Annotated in this window: 24 protein-coding genes and 1 pseudogene; 16 read left to right on the top strand and 9 right to left on the bottom strand. The window is 61.8% G+C overall.

What is annotated here, in order from left to right:
- Positions 1–28: 28 nt before the first annotated feature.
- The 5 genes from ACVIGB_RS15705 (at position 29) to ACVIGB_RS15685 (ending at position 4,147) form a co-directional block, all read left to right on the top strand.
- Positions 29–589 (top strand): GcrA family cell cycle regulator, encoded by a 561-nt coding sequence (locus tag ACVIGB_RS15705; RefSeq protein WP_456721943.1) that lies wholly within the window; start codon positions 29–31, stop codon positions 587–589.
- A gap of 95 nt (positions 590–684) precedes the next feature.
- Positions 685–1,260 (top strand): DUF6456 domain-containing protein, encoded by a 576-nt coding sequence (locus ACVIGB_RS15700; RefSeq protein WP_456721944.1) that lies wholly within the window; start codon positions 685–687, stop codon positions 1,258–1,260.
- 362 nt (positions 1,261–1,622) lie between these two features.
- The gene (locus ACVIGB_RS15695; RefSeq protein ID WP_173637763.1) at positions 1,623–2,045 is read left to right on the top strand and encodes a GFA family protein; all 423 of its coding nucleotides are present in this window, start codon (positions 1,623–1,625) and stop codon (positions 2,043–2,045) included.
- Between the two features lie 295 nt (positions 2,046–2,340).
- The gene (locus ACVIGB_RS15690; RefSeq protein WP_456725164.1) at positions 2,341–3,603 is read left to right on the top strand and encodes a CaiB/BaiF CoA transferase family protein; all 1,263 of its coding nucleotides are present in this window, start codon (positions 2,341–2,343) and stop codon (positions 3,601–3,603) included.
- 361 nt (positions 3,604–3,964) lie between these two features.
- A complete protein-coding gene (locus ACVIGB_RS15685) occupies positions 3,965–4,147 on the top strand; it encodes a hypothetical protein (RefSeq protein ID WP_092115610.1) in 183 nt (60 codons plus the stop codon).
- Between the two features lie 23 nt (positions 4,148–4,170).
- Here ACVIGB_RS15685 and ACVIGB_RS15680 read toward each other — a convergent pair whose 3' ends face one another.
- The 4 genes from ACVIGB_RS15680 to ACVIGB_RS15665 are packed head-to-tail and all read right to left on the bottom strand — an operon-like array spanning position 4,171 to position 7,274.
- Entirely contained in the window at positions 4,171–4,491 is a 321-nt protein-coding gene (locus tag ACVIGB_RS15680) for a cupin domain-containing protein (protein ID WP_456721945.1), read from the bottom strand.
- Positions 4,488–5,228: a YqcI/YcgG family protein gene (locus tag ACVIGB_RS15675; protein ID WP_456721946.1), complete on the bottom strand. Its 741-nt coding sequence runs from the start codon at positions 5,226–5,228 to the stop codon at positions 4,488–4,490. Before ACVIGB_RS15675 ends, ACVIGB_RS15680 begins: the two co-directional genes overlap by 4 nt.
- Before the next feature lie 40 nt (positions 5,229–5,268).
- Positions 5,269–6,561: an MFS transporter gene (locus ACVIGB_RS15670; RefSeq protein ID WP_456721947.1), complete on the bottom strand. Its 1,293-nt coding sequence runs from the start codon at positions 6,559–6,561 to the stop codon at positions 5,269–5,271.
- On the bottom strand, positions 6,561–7,274 hold the full coding sequence (locus ACVIGB_RS15665) for a hypothetical protein (protein ID WP_171948176.1): 714 nt from the start codon (positions 7,272–7,274) through the stop codon (positions 6,561–6,563). Before ACVIGB_RS15665 ends, ACVIGB_RS15670 begins: the two co-directional genes overlap by 1 nt.
- A gap of 63 nt (positions 7,275–7,337) precedes the next feature.
- Between ACVIGB_RS15665 and ACVIGB_RS15660 the strand changes: the two genes are divergently transcribed.
- From ACVIGB_RS15660 to ACVIGB_RS15650, 3 genes are all read left to right on the top strand, one after another.
- Positions 7,338–8,357, top strand: coding sequence for a GlxA family transcriptional regulator (locus ACVIGB_RS15660; protein ID WP_456721948.1), 1,020 nt, complete (start codon positions 7,338–7,340; stop codon positions 8,355–8,357).
- A gap of 165 nt (positions 8,358–8,522) precedes the next feature.
- Positions 8,523–9,656: an alpha-hydroxy acid oxidase gene (locus ACVIGB_RS15655; RefSeq protein ID WP_456721949.1), complete on the top strand. Its 1,134-nt coding sequence runs from the start codon at positions 8,523–8,525 to the stop codon at positions 9,654–9,656.
- A gap of 148 nt (positions 9,657–9,804) precedes the next feature.
- Entirely contained in the window at positions 9,805–10,008 is a 204-nt protein-coding gene (locus ACVIGB_RS15650; RefSeq protein WP_456721950.1) for a hypothetical protein, read from the top strand.
- Positions 10,009–10,021: 13 nt separating this feature from the next.
- Here ACVIGB_RS15650 and ACVIGB_RS15645 read toward each other — a convergent pair whose 3' ends face one another.
- The gene (locus ACVIGB_RS15645) at positions 10,022–10,207 is read right to left on the bottom strand and encodes a hypothetical protein (protein WP_050419149.1); all 186 of its coding nucleotides are present in this window, start codon (positions 10,205–10,207) and stop codon (positions 10,022–10,024) included.
- Positions 10,208–10,435: 228 nt separating this feature from the next.
- Here ACVIGB_RS15645 and ACVIGB_RS15640 point away from each other — a divergent pair, with 228 nt between their 5' ends.
- Complete coding sequence (locus tag ACVIGB_RS15640; RefSeq protein ID WP_456721951.1) at positions 10,436–10,789, top strand: phasin; 354 nt, start codon at positions 10,436–10,438, stop codon at positions 10,787–10,789.
- A 25-nt stretch (positions 10,790–10,814) separates the two neighbouring features.
- On the opposite strand, the gene ACVIGB_RS15635 is transcribed toward ACVIGB_RS15640, so the two are convergent.
- Positions 10,815–11,075: a hypothetical protein gene (locus ACVIGB_RS15635; RefSeq protein ID WP_176530039.1), complete on the bottom strand. Its 261-nt coding sequence runs from the start codon at positions 11,073–11,075 to the stop codon at positions 10,815–10,817.
- A gap of 196 nt (positions 11,076–11,271) precedes the next feature.
- Between ACVIGB_RS15635 and ACVIGB_RS15630 the strand changes: the two genes are divergently transcribed.
- Entirely contained in the window at positions 11,272–11,574 is a 303-nt protein-coding gene (locus tag ACVIGB_RS15630; protein ID WP_456725165.1) for a hypothetical protein, read from the top strand.
- A gap of 99 nt (positions 11,575–11,673) precedes the next feature.
- Here the strand turns inward: ACVIGB_RS15630 and ACVIGB_RS15625 are convergent, their stop codons facing one another.
- On the bottom strand, positions 11,674–11,859 hold the full coding sequence (locus tag ACVIGB_RS15625) for a hypothetical protein (RefSeq protein ID WP_229164048.1): 186 nt from the start codon (positions 11,857–11,859) through the stop codon (positions 11,674–11,676).
- Between the two features lie 716 nt (positions 11,860–12,575).
- Here ACVIGB_RS15625 and ACVIGB_RS15620 point away from each other — a divergent pair.
- The 6 genes and pseudogenes from ACVIGB_RS15620 (at position 12,576) to ACVIGB_RS15595 (ending at position 17,322) form a co-directional block, all read left to right on the top strand.
- Positions 12,576–12,737: a hypothetical protein gene (locus ACVIGB_RS15620; RefSeq protein WP_456721952.1), complete on the top strand. Its 162-nt coding sequence runs from the start codon at positions 12,576–12,578 to the stop codon at positions 12,735–12,737.
- 1 nt (position 12,738) lies between these two features.
- Positions 12,739–12,993 (top strand): hypothetical protein, encoded by a 255-nt coding sequence (locus ACVIGB_RS15615; RefSeq protein ID WP_456721953.1) that lies wholly within the window; start codon positions 12,739–12,741, stop codon positions 12,991–12,993.
- A 520-nt stretch (positions 12,994–13,513) separates the two neighbouring features.
- The gene (locus tag ACVIGB_RS15610; protein ID WP_456721954.1) at positions 13,514–14,476 is read left to right on the top strand and encodes a PBSX family phage terminase large subunit; all 963 of its coding nucleotides are present in this window, start codon (positions 13,514–13,516) and stop codon (positions 14,474–14,476) included.
- A 439-nt stretch (positions 14,477–14,915) separates the two neighbouring features.
- Positions 14,916–16,074 (top strand): annotated as a pseudogene (locus tag ACVIGB_RS15605) (acyl-CoA dehydrogenase family protein).
- Between the two features lie 10 nt (positions 16,075–16,084).
- Positions 16,085–16,639 (top strand): flavin reductase family protein, encoded by a 555-nt coding sequence (locus tag ACVIGB_RS15600; RefSeq protein ID WP_456721955.1) that lies wholly within the window; start codon positions 16,085–16,087, stop codon positions 16,637–16,639.
- Positions 16,636–17,322 carry a TetR/AcrR family transcriptional regulator gene (locus tag ACVIGB_RS15595; RefSeq protein ID WP_456721956.1) on the top strand — a complete coding sequence of 229 codons (687 nt, stop codon included), beginning with the start codon at positions 16,636–16,638 and terminating at the stop codon, positions 17,320–17,322. The genes ACVIGB_RS15600 and ACVIGB_RS15595 overlap by 4 nt, the downstream gene beginning before the upstream one ends.
- Positions 17,323–17,328: 6 nt before the next feature.
- On the opposite strand, the gene ACVIGB_RS15590 is transcribed toward ACVIGB_RS15595, so the two are convergent.
- Together ACVIGB_RS15590 and ACVIGB_RS15585 are read right to left on the bottom strand one after the other, a co-directional pair.
- Positions 17,329–18,204 carry a polysaccharide deacetylase family protein gene (locus ACVIGB_RS15590; RefSeq protein WP_456721957.1) on the bottom strand — a complete coding sequence of 292 codons (876 nt, stop codon included), beginning with the start codon at positions 18,202–18,204 and terminating at the stop codon, positions 17,329–17,331.
- Between the two features lie 16 nt (positions 18,205–18,220).
- Positions 18,221–19,315 carry an LLM class flavin-dependent oxidoreductase gene (locus ACVIGB_RS15585; RefSeq protein WP_456721958.1) on the bottom strand — a complete coding sequence of 365 codons (1,095 nt, stop codon included), beginning with the start codon at positions 19,313–19,315 and terminating at the stop codon, positions 18,221–18,223.
- Positions 19,316–19,405 lie beyond the last annotated feature (90 nt).

The following is a 19,405-nucleotide window of genomic DNA, read 5'->3' as shown; positions in this document are numbered from 1 at the left end:
GGCGGAATGACAAAAATGGGAATTTGGAATGGATATGGTGAACTGGCTGCCGGAGCATTCGGCTGCCTTGCAGGACCTGCGCGCCCGCGGCTTGTCCTATTCGGAAATCGCTGACACGATCAACGCAACCTTCAGCACGGCCTATACACGCAACGCCGCCCTCAGCCGGGCGCAGCGCATGGGGCTGGCGGGCCTCGATCGGCCAGAGCCATCCCTGCCAGGGCATCTCGATCCACCCAAGCCGGCCTTGCCGGAGCCACCGAGGATCGGGCGCCTGCGTGAAGGGCGGGCCGAGCTCAAGCCCGATCTGCTTCGCTGGCCGAAAAGCTTCACCGAAACGGTGGAGCTGCCCCAACTTCGTTGCGCGGCGGTCGCGCCACGGCACCTTTCACTGTTCGACCTCAAGCGCGGAGACTGCCGCTATCCCTATGGCGGGGATGCCGACGGCGAAACCATGACCTTCTGTGGTCACCCGCGCCGGCCGGGCTCGAGCTATTGCACCCCGCATTTTCACCTGAGCCGCGATCCCGAAGCATCGACGAGGCCGGTACTGAACGACGCCTGGCTTCAAGCCATCGGGGCCATCTGAGGCCGCTCACCTCCCGACCGATCGATGTCGGTCCACACAACCACGGTCGCGCGGACGCCGCCGCGCGCTTTCATCACACATTTCGGAGGTCACCAATGCCGCGCGCAAAACGCCGCAAACCGTACGATCCCGCTGGAACACATGATCGGCGCTCCCAGGATCTGCCCTTCAACGCCGAGGTGGCGACCGTCGAAATCGACGATCCCCTCGCGCTCGAGCCGGGCGAGAAGATCGTTGCCTTTCGCTCGATACGCAACGACCCGCTCGGCCGGTTGCATGCACACCGGCAGATCGACGACACACTGTACCGAAGCGGTCGGGCCTTCCAGAACGATTGGGAGAAGGCCGAGCGCGGCCCTCGCGCGGTGGATACGACGCGTGAATATGTTGACGGCGGTCAGCAACGAGAGCCGATCACGGAGGGACAGCGCCAGGCGACCTTGCGCCTGAATCGCGCCGAGCATGAGCTTGGTGCCGACGGTTCGGCGCTGGTGCACGACGTCCTGATCCTCGGCATGACCATGGAGCAGGTGGGGCAGCGGCGCGGCTTGCGTACGCAGCGCTGGCAGGACTATTTTGCGCGGCGCCTCAAGGAATGCCTGGATCGGCTGGCGCTGATGTACGGGCTTGCCACGCCGAACAAGGTTCCCGTGAAGCACCGTCAATGCTGACTTGAAGTGATGTGCTCACGTGCCGGGTGCCGCTCAGGCATCTGGCGCGGCAGTGATTCATCATGTTGCGGCACTGTGCTTTGCCTCACACTGAGCTCATCCTGATCTGCGTCGAAGACGGTCGACAGCAGCGCGGACTCTCATGTAACTTCGCTCGCGTCGACGACCTGTCCGCATTGGAGCGCCGCGTGATTGCCTCCCGTGCGAGGAATGGTCTGGTACGTCCACAAGGGAGTTCGCAGCGGCTATGCCCGCCTTGATCTTATCCTGCATCGCGAACATCACGAGTAACGTGGGTCGATGCCGGCGCGGAGTCTGATCAATTCACCCTCCGATCAATTCACCCAAGGGAGAACCGAGCGATGAATCACACTGGAACCTGCTTTTGCGGCGCCGTCGAACTCAAGGTCACTGGGGAGCCTGAGGCGATGGGCTACTGCCACTGCCGTTCATGCCGTTCCTGGTCCGGCGGCCCAGTGAATGCGTTCAGCCTCTGGAAGCCCGAGGCGGTCGAAGTCACCAAGGGCGCCGATCATCTCGGAACGTTCGAGAAGACCGCGATGAGCCAGCGCAAATACTGCACCAAGTGCGGCGGTCACTTGATGACGAACCACCCGACGCTTGGGCTCGTCGACGTGTTCACGGCAACGATCCCAACGCTGAAGTTCAGCCCCGGCGTTCACGTCAACTATTCCGAGGCAGTGCTGCCGATACGCGATGGCCTGCCGAAGCTGAAGGACTTTCCGGCCGAGTTCGGCGGCTCCGGCGAAATGATCGCCGAATAGTGCGACGGTTCTCGAGCGGGTGGCGACGAAGCGTCGCTACCCGCCGATGTCCATTCTTCCGCTCGCCGGACGCGCTGACGGATCCGGTATCCGGCGGGTTTCCTTGACATTCGAATCGTTTGACCGTGTCGGCACTGCGGGACCCCCTTGCCGGTGACAGCCATGTCCGGCGAAGGTCCCGCCCTGCAAAATCCGGGTTTGGTTTTGGTGACGCCCTTCCGCTAAAAGGCAGGCAGCGCCGGTCCTGGCAAGGGCCGTCGTATTTCGCCTGACAAAATAACAGAGGAAGCGTCAGATCATGACCAAACCAGAATTGCCAGGGCGCGCGCCGCGCGGGGAGGGAGTTCCGACGGCGCTCGATGGCCTGCTGGTGGTCGATTTCACCCGCGTCGTTGCCGGCCCGGCCTGCACGCAAACGCTGGCCGATTTCGGGGCCGAGGTCATCAAGATCGAGAATCCGGACGGTGGGGACGACACGCGAGCCTACGAGCACGCCGAGATCGGCGGGGAGAGCGCGGCGTATCTGAGCCTCAACCGTAACAAGCGCGGCATTGCGCTCGATTTCAACAATCCGGCCGCGCTCGAAGTCGCGCGCGCGTTGGTCGCCAAGGCAGACGTCGTGGTGGAGAATTTCTCCGGCGGCGTGATGAAGAAATTCGGTCTCGACTATGCGTCGGTGTCGCCGACCAATCCGCGGCTGATCTATTGCTCGATCTCCGCCTATGGCCGCAAGGGTGATTTCGCGCTGCGCCCGGGCTTCGACCCGATTACGCAGGCCGAAAGCGGCTTCATGTCGCTCAACGGCTTTCCGGATGGCGAACCGGTGCGCACCGGGCCACCGATCGTGGACATGGCAACCGGCATGTCGGCCTGCAACGCCATCCTGCTCGCCTTGATTGCGCGGGATCGGCTCGGTCGCGGGCAGCAGGTCGAGGTCGCGTTGATCGACACCGCGGTGTCGATGACCGGCTTCTACGGCATGGCCTATCTCATCAACGGCAACAACCCCGGCCGTTTCGGCAACTCACCTAACGGTTCGCCGACCGTCGGCGTCTACCGGGCGTCCGATGGTCCGCTCTATATGGCCTGCGCCAACGACCGGCTCTATCGCCGGCTCGTGACCGACGTACTCGAGCGCCCGGATCTCGTCACCGCCCCCGAGTTTGCTCACCGCAAGGCGCGGACCGCCAACAAGGAGAAGCTGCGCGCCATCATCGCCAGCGTGTTTGCAAGCGACACGCTCGAGCACTGGATGGCAAAGATGAAGAAGGCCAATATTCCGGTTGGCTATCTGCGTACGGTCGAGGAAGGCTTCAACGCACCCGAGGTGCGCGACCGTCATCGCCTGAGCAAGATCGCGCATCCGACCGCCGGCTCGGTTCCGAACATCGAGTCGCCGGTCAATATGAGCCTGACGCCGACGGTCGATCCCGTTGCGGCTCCGCTGCTCGGTCAGCACACTCGGGATGTGTTGAGCAAGACGCTTGGCTACGACGACCGGCGCATCGCCGCTTTGGCCGAGGCAGGCGCGTTCGGCAAGCCAGGTAACACCGGCTAGCCGTTTGGTCTGAACCAAAGATCAGATGCGCGCTAACCACCTGACCTGAGGCGAGAGGGAAGCCTCTCGCCTCGCAAGATGTCGTTCAGACGTCACGGGCCCCCACCGCGTGCCGGCGGCCTCCGACCCGGAACTGGCCCGTTCGGGACCTCAGTTCGGCTTGCTGCGCAAGTTGTTCCTTGGCATACTTTCAACTTCCTCGGGCTCCGCCCGATCAATCTCGAGACGGGCCATCCGGAGTATGAGGGTTGCCGTGGTCAGGCCAAGGCGTTCGGCCTCTTGCGCTGCGGTGTCGACCTTCTGGGCCAAGCCTTCACGTTTACCTGGGTATGCCATTCGTAATCCTCACCTAAGGTGCGAGATGAAAAATCCCACATACGTTGCAGAGCTGCAGAACAAGCTCGGAGCTCCATCGAGCGAAACACTGGAAAGCCTGCGACTGTTGAAGGCTTTCCTTCGACTTGCGCCCGACCAGCGTTCCGAGGTCATCGAGCTGGTCGAACGTTTGGCGGTTGAGCCGCCGCGCGATCCCTCACTGTCCTGAGGTGTTCGCGTTTTTCCTGGATGTCAGTTGTTCATTGGCCTGGCGGGCGGCTGTGTCGCGATCACGTAGATTGCACCGCCTTCGAGCGCTTCGGATTGATGCCGCGTGCCGGCAGGCAGCAGGATGGTGTCGCCGGCGCCGACGACCCGCTCACCGCCGTCCCAGATGAAGTTCAACCGGCCGCTGATGATCATCAGGATTTCATCGACCGGATGGGTATGGAAGTGATGCACCTTGCCGGCTGAATCATGCTGCAGCTCGACGGACCCCTGGGCCGGGAGCAGGTTCAGGATCTCCGGATCGATGGCAAATTCGGTCTTCGTGCCCGCGATGATTTGGGTCATGCTGCCTGTTCCTTGTTCGCGATAGCTGGCGTCTTGTTCTGCGCGAGCTTGGCAAAGGGGCAGCCTCCGCTCGCATTGTTGTCGTCGTGCAGGAAGTACTGCAGATATTCGCGGCCATCGGTCGCGCCGTAGCGGCCAAGAAGCGGAGAGGGGCTCGCGCTGTCGTACGGGATCAGGCGCTTGCGCACCTCGGCGAACGCGGCGGTCGCCGCCTTTTCCGTCCCGAGGATCTTGTCGAACACCCAGCGCGGCTGGAACGTGAGCATGAAGGCGCTGGATCGGCGGCTCTGGCGCATCACATGAGCGGGCGTCGTGCACACGACGAAAATGGGCTCACCCGCGAACGAGAACTCCCACATCGGATGGTCGATCTGCTCCGGAATCTCTGACGGCCACGGGTTCTTGTCCAGGCGTGCGAGCTGGTCGAGCGTCAGCCACATCTTGCGATAGTAGGCATCGAGCGTCTGCACGGGGCGGGGACGCGTGAACACGATCAAAGAGGTGTTGGGGCCGAACGAGCGCGCCTCCGAAACATATTGTGCGAGCTGCTCGCCGAGCACTGCGACGTCATACGGATCGAGGAAAAGATAGCGGAGCTGATCCTGGCGATGTCCGGTCACCCCGAACACGCAAGGGAACGGTCTTGCCTCGCTGCTCATCTGCGCTTCAAATTCGGAGAACATCACGCTCTGCCAGCTGCTGACCGGAAAGTTTGACCCGACTTCGCCTTTTCTCAAGAACAAGCGCTCCATAACACCCCCTACACTCATAACGACACTAACGAGTTATCAACTTGCTTCTCATCAATAGCGGCCCGGCAATGCCCGGCAGCGACATGAGAAGCAGAATGACGATCAAGGCGCTGTAGCCGCCGTCACCGATCGCGGCCGTGTTGTGCACGGCGTCGGTTCCGGAGGCGTTGCTGGCGGCAAGCATCGCAAAGCCGATGATCGGCTGCGAGACGCCGGCGAAGATCCCGGCCGCGGTGGTGTTCACGGAAGCGCCGACACCGATCAGTTCGGAGGTGTAGAGCTTCTTCACGCATTTCAGCACCAGCGGGACGGTGCCGCCGGCGACGAGCCCCAAGGCCGTGAACACGACGGTGACGTAGGCGAGACCAAATGTCCGGGCGACCTGAGGCAGCAGCATCGCGATCAGCAGCATGCGCAATACGCAAATGCCGATCAATGCGCGGTCGAGCGCCGCCGCGGCACGATCGGCGGCGTGACCGAGGAAGATCGAGCCGAACGCATTGCCGATCATGAAGGCGAGCAGCGGCGTGCCGGCGGCCGTCGGAGAGATATGGAAGAAGTGGGCGACCATCGGAATGCCCCAGACGCCCGACAGCGTCGTCACAACCGCGAAGTGCGACGCGAACGTCATCGCACAACCCCAGTTCGCGATATGAGCCAGCGATTGCCGCGCAGCGATCACGACGCCCTTCAGCGTCTTGTTGCTATGCGATGCCGGATCAGGCTTGAGCGCGAGCTTGGCGAAGGCGAGGTTGGCGAGACCAATGCAGGCGATGAACAGGAAGCAGGCCCGCCAGCCGAACCCCGAGACGGCGGCTGCCAGCGGCGTGGTCGCGATCACGCCTCCGACATAGCCGGAGACCTGCGAGATGCCCGACATCATGCCGAACCGCTCGTCGGCGAAGCTTTGTGCCACGAGCTTGAGGAGTGCCGTGAAGACCAGTGCATCGCCGCAGGCGACAATCAGGCGCGCAGCAAAAACGTCGAGCAGGTTCGGCGCCAGCGCGAACGCTGCGCTGCCGAGCGACGAGGCGATCATGCTGAGGAGGACGACGCGCTTGACGCCGTAACGATCGACCAGCAGGCCGGCCGGAATCTGCATCAAGGTGTAGCCCCAGAAATAGCTCGAGGCGAGCATCGCAACACCGGCCGCATCGGTGTTGAAGTCGTGCATGAAACTGAGGCTTACCGATTGCGGTGACACCCGCTGCAGGAAGGCAATGGCGTAGGCGATGGCCACTGCCGTCCAGGCGAGATAGGCGCGGTCAGTGAAGCGCGACGTCGGGGCGTAAACGGCTTGTTGTCCGAGCATCGACATCACACCCTCGCGTAACCCACCGAGAACAGGGCATCTGCTGAATTCGGAATCTTCCGCGACATCGCAGCATCGACCAGCGACGCGGTGCCACGATAGGCCTGCCGATGGTGTTTAATGTGGCCGTAAGCGCCCCGCATGATCATGTCGGGCAGTTCGAGCGGCTTGCCCGGATAGAGTGAGGTGCACATCTCGACACAGGCCGCCTGCAACGCCGGGTCCTGCGCATCATCGAGCAACGATGGAGTCACTTTTTCGCAAATTTTAGCGTTCGCTGCCCAGACGATCGGATTGCGGGTCCGCCAGCCGTAGAGCACGTTGCCGTCGGCCCTCTCGGCGGCGCCCGAGCACTTCAGAACTTCCGCCGTAAAGAAGCCGTAGAGGCCGCGGCCCTGATGCGCCGGGAGTACTTCTGTCCCGCTGCGATAGATTCCAAGTCCGGCCGACATGTGCAGGATGCGGTAGACCGAGAAGGCCACGAGGCCGGACCCGTCATAGACGAGGATCAGGCTGTACTTCTGGTCGAAGGGTGAGGAGGTTGCCGTCCAATGCGGCTCGGTGGCCTGCCAGTTGACGGCAATGATGCCGTTCATGGCGTCCATCAGCGGCTGGCGGTCGCGGCCTTCGACCCGGGAGGCATCGGGTAGACTGTAGATCGCGTAATCCGCCCAAGGCGATTTGATCGCCTCGTATCCGCTGCCCAGATTTCGCGACATGGCAGAACTCCAGAATTCCATTGCAAGCTATACAGGGCAGCCTCGAATGGCTTAAAGGACAATATGCCCTCGAAAACTGCCAAGCCGCCCCGGCCCGAGCCGCGCGACAAGAAAGCGACACGGCGGATCGCGATCGTTGCCTTTCCGGGCGTGACCTTGCTTGACATTTCGGGGCCGGCTCAGGTGTTCGCGGAGCTGGAGGCGATCGAACTGCCCGGGCCGGACTATTCGCTATCCTATCTGTCGACTTCAGGCGGCTTGGTGCCGACCGATGTCGGTATGATGATCGACACGGCGCCGATCGCCAGTGTTGCGCCCGCCGAGGTCGACACGCTGGTAATCCCCGGCGGACCCGGCATCTGGAAGATCCGCAACGACGCCGAGTTGATGAACTGGATTGCGGAGGCGCTGCCGAAGGCGCGCCGTATCGCATCAGTCTGCCTCGGCGCATTTGCGTTGGCCTGGACCGGGATTCTGGACGGCAAGCGTGCTGCGACGCACTGGCGCTATTGTCCGCGTTTGCAGGACAGCTTTCCCGACATCCGCGTCGAGCCCAACGCGATTTTCGTCAAGGACGGACATGTCTGGTCGTCGGCGGGTGTCAGCGCCGGCATCGATCTGGCGCTCGCGATGATCGAGGAGGATTTCGGCCACACCATCGCGCTCGATGTCGCGCGCAGACTTGTGGTGTTTCTGAAGCGGCCGGGCGGTCAGAGTCAGTTCTCGACCGTCCTTGCGGCCCAGGCGTCGGACGTCGAGGGACGCTTCAGCGCGCTGCACGCCTGGATCATCGAGAACATCACGAGCGACCTCAAGGTCGAGACCCTCGCGGAAAAGGCCGGGATGACGCCGCGCACCTTTGCTCGGACCTATGTCAGCCGCACCGGCATGACACCTGCTAGCGGTGTCGAGGCGCTGCGCGTTGAGACCGCGCGCTTGCTGCTCGAAAGCCGCCAGATCGGCGGCGTGGTCGAGGTTGCCAAGCGCGCGGGATTTGGCGACGACGAACGAATGCGGCGGGCCTTCCTGCGCCACCTCGGCGTGTCGCCGACCGAGTACCGAAACCGGTTTTCGGGCAGCTAGCGCGTGTCGGACGGCTCAGTTCGGAGCCGGCCGCTTCGTGTCGAAACCCGATCTATCTCACAAGCGAATAGCTGGCCTTCGCTGGCCGGATTCGTCGGTCAAGGTGGTAGCTTTTCCGGTTTGTCTGCGGCTAATGTGCCGGCCAAATCGGGAGAAGAAACGACCATGAATGACGGGACCCCCATTCAGCAGGCGCGCAATGTCGAACTCGGCGCCAGCGGCGAGGAATTCCAGAATCTGCACGAATTCGCGCAAAAGGCCCGCGCCAGGCTGAACCAGAACGCCTGGGACTATATCGTCGGCGCCTCGGAAACCGAGACCACGATGCGCCGCAACAGAATGGCGCTCGACGAGATCGCGTTCCGGCCGCGCGTGCTGCGCAACGTCATCAATGTGGATCCATCCACCGAGGTCTTCGGCCGCAAGCTCCGGCTTCCCGTGATGATCGCGCCGGTCGGCGCGCTCGAGATTTTCGATCCGGACGCCGGCGCAGCCGTCGCGCGCGGAGCGGGAGCGTTCGGCGCGGCGCATATGCTGAGTTCGGTGTCGGAGCCGGGGCTGGAGAACACCGCCAAGGCGGCGCCTGACGCCTTGCGCATCTTCCAGCTCTATGTGCGCGGCGACGATGCGTTCGTCGAGGATGTGGTCAGCCGGTCCATCGACAACGGCTACGCCGCGTTCTGCCTCACCGTGGACACAGCCCATTACAGCCGGCGCGAGCGCGACATCGCCAAGCGCTATGTCCGCGAAAGCCGCATCCGCGCCACCGGCGGCGATTTCCAGAAGGGTCTGGAATGGCGGACGGTGAAGTTGATCAAGGACAAGTTCAAGATCCCGCTCATCCTCAAAGGAATCGCCACCGCGGAAGACGCCAAGATCGCGCTCGATCACGGCGTCGACTGGATCTACGTCTCAAATCATGGCGGACGGCAGCTCGACCACGGCCGCGGGTCCATGCACGTCCTGCCCGAGATCGTTCAGGCCGTCGCAGGCCACGCCAAGATCATGGTCGATGGCTCGATCTGCCGTGGCACTGATATCGTCAAGGCCATCGTCTCGGGGGCCGACCTTGTCGGGATCGGCCGTCTGCAATGCTGGGCGCTCGCCGCGGCGGGCGAGGCAGGCATCGTCCGGATGCTTGAATTGCTGGAGGACGAGGTGATCCGCTGCCTTGGGCTGCTCGGCGTCACCAGCTTCGCCGAACTGGACAAGTCCTATCTGCATCCGGCGACGCCGACCAATCTGCCGAGCGTGTTCAGCGCATTCCCGCTGCTCGATATCGATCCCTACCGCTACTGAGCCGCGCCGCTACGAAGACATATGGAGTGATGACGCGATCGGGGCGCCGGGCACCTCGATCGCGCCGGCTCGCCGTCAAACTGTGGTGTCCATGAAGCCGCCGCGGCAAAGACAAAGTCTGATCCAAATGCCGCACTAGTCGAAGCGAATGGCAAACAATCCATTCGCTGAATTTTCACTTGAGCGCGCGATCGCCTTGCGCTGGACCCTCCGTGATATCCAGGCCGGCCGGCTCAAACTGTCGCCGGTCAGCGACGAGGATCTGCGCGCTCTCACGGAGCTCGGTCTGGTCGAACTGTATGACGGCGAGCCCGAGCTGACGGAGGCGGGGGCCTCGGTGCTGAACGACTGAACGGGCCGATAGCCTAGCGCGCGTTCAGGAAGCTTTCGCCGGAGTTGCACGGCGCGCACTGATAGGTCAGCACGTCGTAGACTTGGTCGCGCGGCTCGATCAAGGCGAGCCGCATTTGCGTGCCGCACTTCATGCACGGCATCTCTATGCTGGTCTTGAAGCGGGTGCAGGTCGGTGTTGGACGAACGGCGCGCAGCATCGGATCCCCTTATTCCCCACAAGAGACGCGAACGCGACCAACGACGAGGCCGAATCACTATGCCACAGTGCTGACACGATTGGAATCGGCCTGCGGTGCAGTCCAGTCGCTGCTAGGTAAATTTTCCTTGGCTGCAACAAGTGGGCCTCTCAAGGCTTGGCGATACAGCGCTGACGCCGTCACAATCTATGCTAACCTTGGCAGACGCTTTTTTCAGGGGGCGCGATCATGATTGAGCCGAAGCTTGAAGTTCCCGCCGAGTTGCGCGATCTGGCGGAAAAGACCATTGACCAGGCCGAGCAGGCCTTCAGCCTGTTCTTTGATGCCGCGAGCAAGTCGATGACAGCGATGCCAGGCACCGGGACCGAGATTTCAAAACAGGCGCTGTTGTTCACCGAGCAGAATATGAAGGCGGCGTTCGAGCACGCGCGCAAGCTCGTGCACGCGACCGATCTGCAGGAGGCGATGCGCATCCAGTCGGAATTTCTGCGCAGCCAGTTCACCAATGCCGGCGAACATATGCGGCAGATCAGCGGAAGCGTGATGTCCGCAACCAAGGACGCGACGAAAGGCAAGTTCTAGGGCGGCCTTCGCGGCGCGTCGACGCCTAGCGCCGGCGCGCTGCGGCAACGCCGAGCAGAAAAGCGACAAACAGGCTTGCGAGCGGCGCTTCGCGCGTGACCGCGCTCACGGTGGCGAGGACGCCGCCCGGCCTGCGCGAGGTTGCGATCGCGTCGCTGAGGCGATCAGCCGCCGCTCGAAGTCCGTCCGACACCTCCGTGATGGTACGCGAAACGTCCGTCGCGGTGTCGATCGCCCGCTCACCGAGTGTGGGCTGAAGCGGAGACTCGGGTGTTTCAGAGCTCATGTGCCGTGCCGCGATTTCACTAAAGGTGGGGTGGCCGTTACCCTGGCTATCCGCGCGTGCGCGTAGCGACGTCCACATATCGGGGAAATTCAGCAGCTGGGGATTGGTTCCACCAACATGCCTCGCATTCGCATCGCGGAACCGGAAACTTACACGCCGGTTGCGGCTTGTTTCCGTAGAGGAGACGATGATGACAATGCAGGCGTATGGCATATCGGATGGTCGTTCGGTCAAGCATCGAGATCGGCAGGGCGGAACGCCGCTATTGATCGCGGCCCTGGTTGCGATCCTCGGCGTGCTGGGCATGCTGGTGGTCGACCACGGTCCGTGGAGCAAGCCGAAGGTGCAGCCGGCCGCTTCCGCCAACTACTCAACGACTGGCGAGGCGGCGCGCGCGGCCGGCGCAAAGGTGATGCCGACCGAGCCCAAGACACCGATTGAGCCTGATCCACCCGGCCCAAAGCCCGTTCAGCCGGCAAATCCTAGCACACCGCAATAGATGCGGGCGCTCCCGAGATTGCATCCGACGCAAAGTGCAGGAATTGACTCGTCGGGCAAATCAGCGGCACAAAGCTATAGCCGAAATACTGCGGGACGATCAGCGCACGCTGACGAGCATGCCCCACGCCGCGGCGAACCCGGCACCGACGAGAACCAGCACCGGACTGTCGCAGAAGATACCGCCATACTGGCACATGGCGGTACCGATCGAACCGATCTCATGATGGCCCGCTGCATAGAACAGGCCGGACAGGACCGCGAGCACGGCAGCAACGAAATACATCGGCGCTTCCTCCTTGCAATCTAACTGCGGCGCGGGTCGACCGACGCGAGCCAAAACTGTCCTGATGTCGATCCAAATGTTGTGAGCCACTTGTCCGCTTGACGCGTCGGGCAACTCACCGGCACACTGACATCATCGCAACAAGCATATGGCCGATCGGCGCAACGCGTGTTGCGATTCCGGATCATGCGTCAACTTTCGGTCGAAGCGGTTTCTCACCGTCGAAGCCGACGCATCACATTTTACCGATCGCATTCAGTTCGCAAAAACATTTGACACGTCGGGCAACTCAGGGGCATAATCCGAAAATCAGAAATTGTTGAGCCCGCGCGGAGCAATCCGCGGCGGGCTTTTTGTTTGCCGTTTCACCAATCGGACGGCGGCCGCAACGTCACGACGCCACATCCTCCCAGCCCGTCGCCTGAGCGTCGCAAGCGAGCCGCCGTCCGAACCCATTGAAACGAGCATGAAATTGGCCGGTGCGCGCGAACGCGCCGGCCCTGCGGCGCGGCGAAAGCCGGCGCCGCCCGCGGCCCCACTCGTCAGGGATAAGGTTCGCGCCCCAAAGATCGCCGCCAACTGCGCGATCTGCCGCACATTCCATTCGATGGCCGCATCGCGCGTTGACGGCCGATCAACGAGGTTCGCATGACTGCATATTTGATATCGCTCGCGCTTGCGGGCTTGTTAGCCCTCGTCCTGTGGGAGACAGCCGCATGAGTGCTGAGATCATTCAGTTCATTCCGCGGCCGCGTCACGAACGCGAGCAGACGGACTTCCCCACGATCGTGTTTCGCTCGGTGGTGCCCGATCCCGACACGGATCACTCTGACACCGCCCCAAGCGAATATCTCCCGTCCGATTGGCAGGAGAAGTAAGTTGGCAAAGTCGATTACGCAAATCCGTTCGCTGGCGCGGAGCCATACGAGAAGCGCACTCAACGTACTGGTCGGTGTGATGCGATCGACCAGCGCAACTCCGGCTGCCCGCGTATCCGCAGCCAATGCCATCCTCGATCGCGGCTGGGGCAAAGCGCCGCAGGCGATCGAGAACGGCGACGGAGCGTTCGAACTTGTGCACCGCATCGAGCGAGTCATCGTTGAGCCCGAGGAGGTTGAGGGCGAAGATACCTGACAGCCGCCGCCGCAGTTCATCCAGCTCCAACGGATCGCTTGAGTTGCTTCGTCGAACGTCTTTCCCAAACGTTCAATCACGTCATCGAGAACCCGGACCTATCGTGGCCACTCGCGGCATCGTGTGCTCGGTTCTGCGTTGTTCTGGTCGCGATCCTGGCTGCGATCCGCCGGATAGCCCGCGTAGGCTTATGGAGTACGGTCGTCTTGGCGTGCGTCATCTTGGATTGGGCGGGACTGTCTGTTCTTTTCAGGATCGTTTTGTAAGCATCGACCGGCTGATCTGAAATCTCTCATACCCAGCGATGAGGCCGTCGAGCCCGTTCAGCGGACATCCGATGCGATATCTGCCGCCGTCGGCGTTTGTGATTCCGGACACTTCCGGCGCAGCGAATAGCAATCTGACCGACTGGCTTGCCGACCAGATCAGGGCGCGCCCTCGTCCATGACCGTTCAAGCGAGATGATCACCGCGAGGCGACAGACGGGTGAGCAAGCCTCTTTGCCCTATCGAGAGCAGCCTTGTCGATACTGAAAATTCCAACCGCAAAAGTCTTTGAGCCGCTGCTTCGGCCCGCGCGTTACAAGGGGGCATTCGGCGGCCGAGGATCGGGGAAATCGCATTTCTTCGGCGAGCTTCTGGTCGAGATGTGTCAGGCCGAGCGCGGCACGCTGGCGGTTTGCATCCGCGAGGCGCAGCGAACGCTGGCGCAATCATCGAAGCGGCTGATCGAGAGCAAGATTGCATCGCTCGGTGTCGGTCAAGGGTTCAAGAGCTACTCGGACAGGATTGCGACGCCCGGTGACGGTGTGATGATCTTCCGGGGCATGCGCGATCATACGGCCGACTCGATCAAGAGCCTCGAGGGGTTCAAGATCGCTTGGATCGACGAAGCGCAGTCGCTGAGCGCGCACAGTCTCGCGCTGCTGCGGCCGACGGTCCGTGCGCCAGGCTCGGAATTGTGGGCGAGCTGGAATCCGCGACGGAAGTCGGACGCGGTCGATGATTTCCTCCGGGTGCGCAAGCCGCCAGGGGCTATCGTCGTCAACGCGAACTGGCGCGATAATCCGTGGTTTCCCACGGTGCTCGATGAAGAGCGGCGCACTGATCTTTCGCTCTATTCCGATCGCTACAATCACATCTGGGAAGGAGGTTACGTGCAGGCGTTCGACGGCGCGTACTTCGCGGAGCTCCTGACCCAGGCGCAAAAGGACGGCCGCATCGGCAAGGTGGCCGCAGATCCGCTGCTGCCGTTGCGCGCCTTCATCGACATCGGGGGCGCCGGTGCGACCGCCGACGCCTTCACGATGTGGATCGTGCAGTGGGCCGGTAGTGAAATAAGGATACTGGACTATTATGAGAGCGCCGGCCAGGTGTTGGCGTATCACGTGAACTGGCTGCGCTCGCGCGGCTATCGGCTCTTCCAACCGGCCTCGCCCTGGGCATGGCAGCACACGCTGTATTGGCGGAAGCAGCTCGTCTAGATCCTGCGAGGTGGATCTGACCGTTGCCGAAAGTTCGACGAGGTAGAGCGCCCGGTGGTCGAATGGCCGCCGGGCTTTTTGGCGTTTCTGGTTCGTAGGCCGCACCCTTCGGCAAGCCGCCGTCGTTGGCCGGAGCTTGGCCGCGCATCGAATCTTGGACGAGAGAATGCTAGAGTGCCGCGTCCCGCGCGGACGAAACTTGGCTGAGAGCGTTCCCGTCACCGGACGCCCGGTGGCGGCAGTTGAGAGTTCTGCGCCTTGAATTCGCCGGACGCAGGCTTGCGCGCCTTGATATCTGGTGATCGCTCGATAAACTGAGCCGAACGACCGGTCGCGCGAATGTTTCGGAGATCGAACGAAGGAAGAGACCATGGTTGAGGTTGGCCGCGGGCTCGACACCAAGGTGCCGCTAGGGTCAGATCGGGACCATTATTCGCTCATGGTCGCACGAGCCCGAGCGCTGGCCACCGGCTTTGCGTGAACGGGCTGCGCGGACCGAAGAACTGCGCCGTTTGCCGCCCGAGACCGAGCGGGATCTACACGATTGTGGGCTTTTCCGAATTCTGCAGCCCAAGCGCGTCGGAGGCAGTGAGCTCGACTATGTTGCGCTGGTCGATTGCGCCGACGCCTTGGGGCAGGGCGACGCCTCGGTTTCCTGGAATTTTGCCAATCTTGCGAGCCACCACTGGATGCTGGGTATGTTCGCGCCCGAGGCGCAGAGCGCCGTGTGGGGCGAGAATCCCGATACGCTGATCGCGTCTTCCTTTGTTTTCCCGGCAGGACGGGCCAGGAAGACAAGTGGCGGTTATTTGCTGAGCGGTCATTGGCCGTTCTCGTCCGGGGTGGAAGCGTGCGGGTGGAACATGCTCGCGAGCGTGGTTGCCTCGGATGATGAGGCCGACGGCGTCGAGTATCGGCTCTTCCTGTTGAACAGACGGGACTACAGCATCGACGACACCTGGAACGCGGCGGGCCTGCGCGGAACAGGATCGAACGATGTGCGAGTAACTGACGCATTCGTTCCCGAGCACATGACGGTTGCCGTCAACGATCTTGCGGGTGGCGCAACGCCAGGCAGCGTCCTCAATCCGAACGCGCTCTACATGCTTCCGGTTTTCTCGTTGTTCCCCTATGTGCTGTCTGGGGTCGGTCTGGGAAATGCCCAGGCTTGCCTTGATGATTACGTTGAGATCGCGCGACACCGTGCCTCGACATACAATCGGGCCAAGCTCGGCGATCTGCAGAGCACACAGATCAAGATCGCTGAGGCCTCCGCGAAGATAGATGCCGCACGGCTGATCATGCGCACGAATTGCGTTGACGTGCTTGCAGAGATTCGGCGTGGTGATATCCCCAGCATTGCGGCGAAGACGAAGCTCCGGCGCGATGGCGCGTTCGCGGTCAATTTGTGCACCGAAGCGGTTTCTCTTCTCTTTGCAGCGAGCGGGGCGCGCAGCCTGTTCACCTCGGGAGCACTGCAGCGCCAATTTCGCGATGCGCATGCAGTGAACGCACATCTCGCCTTCAATTTCGACGCGGCGGGCACCAACTATGGGCGAGTAGCTCTTGGGCTGCCGTCTGAAAACCTGACACTTTGAGGCGAGCCGGATGTCTGACTTACCCAAACATCCGCCGGACCCGGCCACTGAACTCGCAAGCGACAGCTCGACGATCGATCCCCGTGACTTCCGCCATGCCCTCGGTATGTTTGCGACCGGTGTGACGATCGTCACCGCGATGTCGACCGAAGGACGTCCGTACGGAATCACTTGCAATTCCTTTGCGTCGGTGTCGCTCAACCCTCCACTCGTGTTGTGGAGTCTGGGGATGTTTTCGCAGGGACTGCCGATCTTCCAGAATGCCAGTCATTTCACGGTCAACGTTCTTGACGCGTCGCAGCAGACGCTGGCGGTAAAGTTTGCCAGATCATCGGGTGACAAATTCGCCGGTGTGAGTTGGTCACCAGGCCTCGGGAACGCCCCCGTGCTTGCCGACGTAGTCGCGAATTTCCAATGCCGGGCCGCCAACCGCTACTACGGCGGCGATCATGTCATTTTCCTTGGGGCGGTGGAGGCCTACGCCTATAACCGGAATCATCCGCTGCTGTTCGCGCAGGGAGGTTTTGGCCGGTTTCTGGCCGACGATGACGGCAACGCATCATGAATCGAAAGGCGTCCGTCAAGCGAACTCGTGCCAAGCAGAGACGGCTGTCGGCCGACGATCGTCGCAGTGAATTCGTCACCAAGGCGACAGAGCTTTTTGCGGAGGAGGGGTTCGGCGGCGGCACGCGAGCCCTTGCTCGCAGGCTCGGTGTGACGCAACCGTTGCTCTACCGCTACTTTCCGAGCAAGGATGATCTCATCAAGGAAGTCTACCGTAAGGTCTATCTCGAGCCCCTTGAAATCGGCTGGGAAAAGTTGCTCTCCGACCGGTCGCGTCCACTCCGCGTGCGGCTTCAGCAATTTTACGAAGGCTACACGGACGCAATCTTCAACCGAAAATGGCTGCGGATCTATCTCTACTCTGGACTGAAGGGCCTCGATATCAATCGTTGGTATGTTGGTATGGTCAAGGACAAGATCCTGACACGCATTGTCAGGGAATGTCGCCACGACGCCGGCCTCGCCACGCAGAGCAGGCCCAGCGCGGCCGAACTGGAGCTGGCCTGGGTGTTTCACGGCGGCATCTTCTATTACGGCGTACGCAAGTACATCTACGAAGCGCCCGTCCTCGAGGACAAGGCGCAGATGATCACTGATGCGCTGGATCTCTTTCTGGCGGGATTTGAGAGGATGTCGGAGAGCGCAACCGATCGTCGGGGGGCACCGATCAAGGTCGTCGGCTGAGCCGGATTACCTTGCCGCCATCTGGTTCCGATACCAATCTCCAATCTCGCTCGCCGTCATGAGCGCGACGCCATCATGGCCAATCACGTAATCGAGCAGGGCCTCCAGATATTTGATTCGATGTGGTACGCCTGTGATGTAAGGATGCACCGAAATTGCCATGATCCGCGCGTTCTCTGCGCCTTCGAGATACAGCCGATCGAACTGGTCGGTACAGCGCGTCAGGAACTGTTCCGAGGGCAGGTGCTGTAGCGCGTGAATGACAATGTCGTTGGTCTCAACGGAATAGGGAATCGTCGTCACAGTTCCGTGCGGTGTCGCGATGTCCTGAGGAAGATCGTCGATCACCCAATCGGCCACGTATTCGATCCCGTTGAGGCGCAGGAGATCGAGTGTTTCTTCGGTCTCGGTCAGGCCCGGGCTTTCCCATGATCGCGGTGGCTTGCCCGTAAATGCGGCGATCGTGTCGACAGCACGCTTGATCGCATCCGCCTGGTTCTCGACCTTGTGCATTGGGCCCTGGACGAACCCATGCCCCATGAATTCGAAGCCCGCCTCGCGCGCCGCCGATGCCACGCGCGGATAGCTGTTGCAGACGTTGGCATTCGTGGCCAGCGTCACCGGTATCTTTCGGTCGGTGAGGGCTTTGAATTGCCGCCAGAAGCCGGCGCGCATGCCGTATTCATGCCACGACCAGTTCGGCACGTCAGGCAGCAGCGGCTGGCCCATTGGTGGACTCAGCACGGTGCGTGGCATCGCATTTTCGATCCGCCATTCCTCGACATTGAGGATGATCCAGACAGCAAGCTTCTTGCCATCAGGCAATGTCAGTTTCGGTCGGTCGACCTGAGCCTGGTACGGAATGCGATCAGTGAAAGCCACGTCGAAACTCCTTAGGTTACGCGGATGATCCGGCGGCGGCGTTGATCTGTGGCAAGACCTTCTCGGCCATCAGGATCATCGATTGGCGGCCAAGCTCGCGATCCTTCCAGTCCTTGCCAGCATAGAGCAAGGTTCCGAAGGTGCCGATCTCTTCCTGGAATGCCAGCAGCTGATCGGCCACGCTCTCGGGCGTGCCGTAGACGATCAGCTTGTCGCAGATCGATTCGAGGGTGACCTCCGAGTCTGGTTGATCTCGCCTCGTCTTGAACAGTTCGAGCCGGCCGCCGCGCTTCAGCTTCGTAAACAACTGGTGATAATAGTACACGTAGGGGCTATCGGGCGACGTGGCATAGGCCCTCGCCGTTGCTGCGTCCTTTGCAACGAACACGCTCTTGGCAACGCGCCAATTGGCGGGGTCGGCGACCCGGTTCACACGCGCGCAACCTTCGACGTATTTGGGCCAGTGGCTCTTCACCCAGGCAGGCATCAGGAAATTCGCCGAGATCGGATCCCAGCCGCGCGCAGCGGCTTCCGTAACGCCTTTTGAGAACGGCGCGACCGCGGTCACCACGATCGGCGGGTGAGGGGTTTGCAATGGACGGGCAATCAATCCTTGGCCAATGTCCTCGATCAAGGTTCGCTGGACCGAGACATTCCAGTATCTGCCCCGCAGATCATAGGGCGGCTTGCCTGCCCAGATATCGAGAACCTGATTGATCGCCTCCAGGAACATGGCATTGCGGTCGGCATCGAGATTGCCGAACGCCTCCGCGTCGGACTGCAATCCGCCGGGGCTTATTCCGAGTATGAAGCGGCCATCAAGCATGTGATCGAGCATGGCGACGGATGCGGCGACCGCTGCCGGATGAGTGTTCGGCATGTTGATGGTGCCGGTTCCAAGCTTGATCTGCCTGGTTGCGGCTGCGAGCCAGGCAATGAATGCAATGCTGGAGGTGATGTTCTCGGCTTTGTCGGTGACATGCTCGCCGACATACGCCTCCGCGAACCCGAGCTCGTCCGCGAGCAGGAAGGCCTCGCGATCCTCCCGGAGCGATTGCCGCCAATCCTTGTCGAGAGGATGGATCGGCATCGTAAAGAATCCGAGCTTCACATCCGCCTCCCTGCGCGTTGAGCTTTAGTTGACAAGGAACCTGCGGCCTTCCCAGGGCGAAGACAAGTCCTGCCGCACAAATAATCACTC

Source organism: Bradyrhizobium sp. USDA 4341 (genome assembly GCF_054063755.1).
Note: the sequence above shows the minus strand (reverse complement) of the source record. Positions and strands in the feature narration are given on the sequence as shown.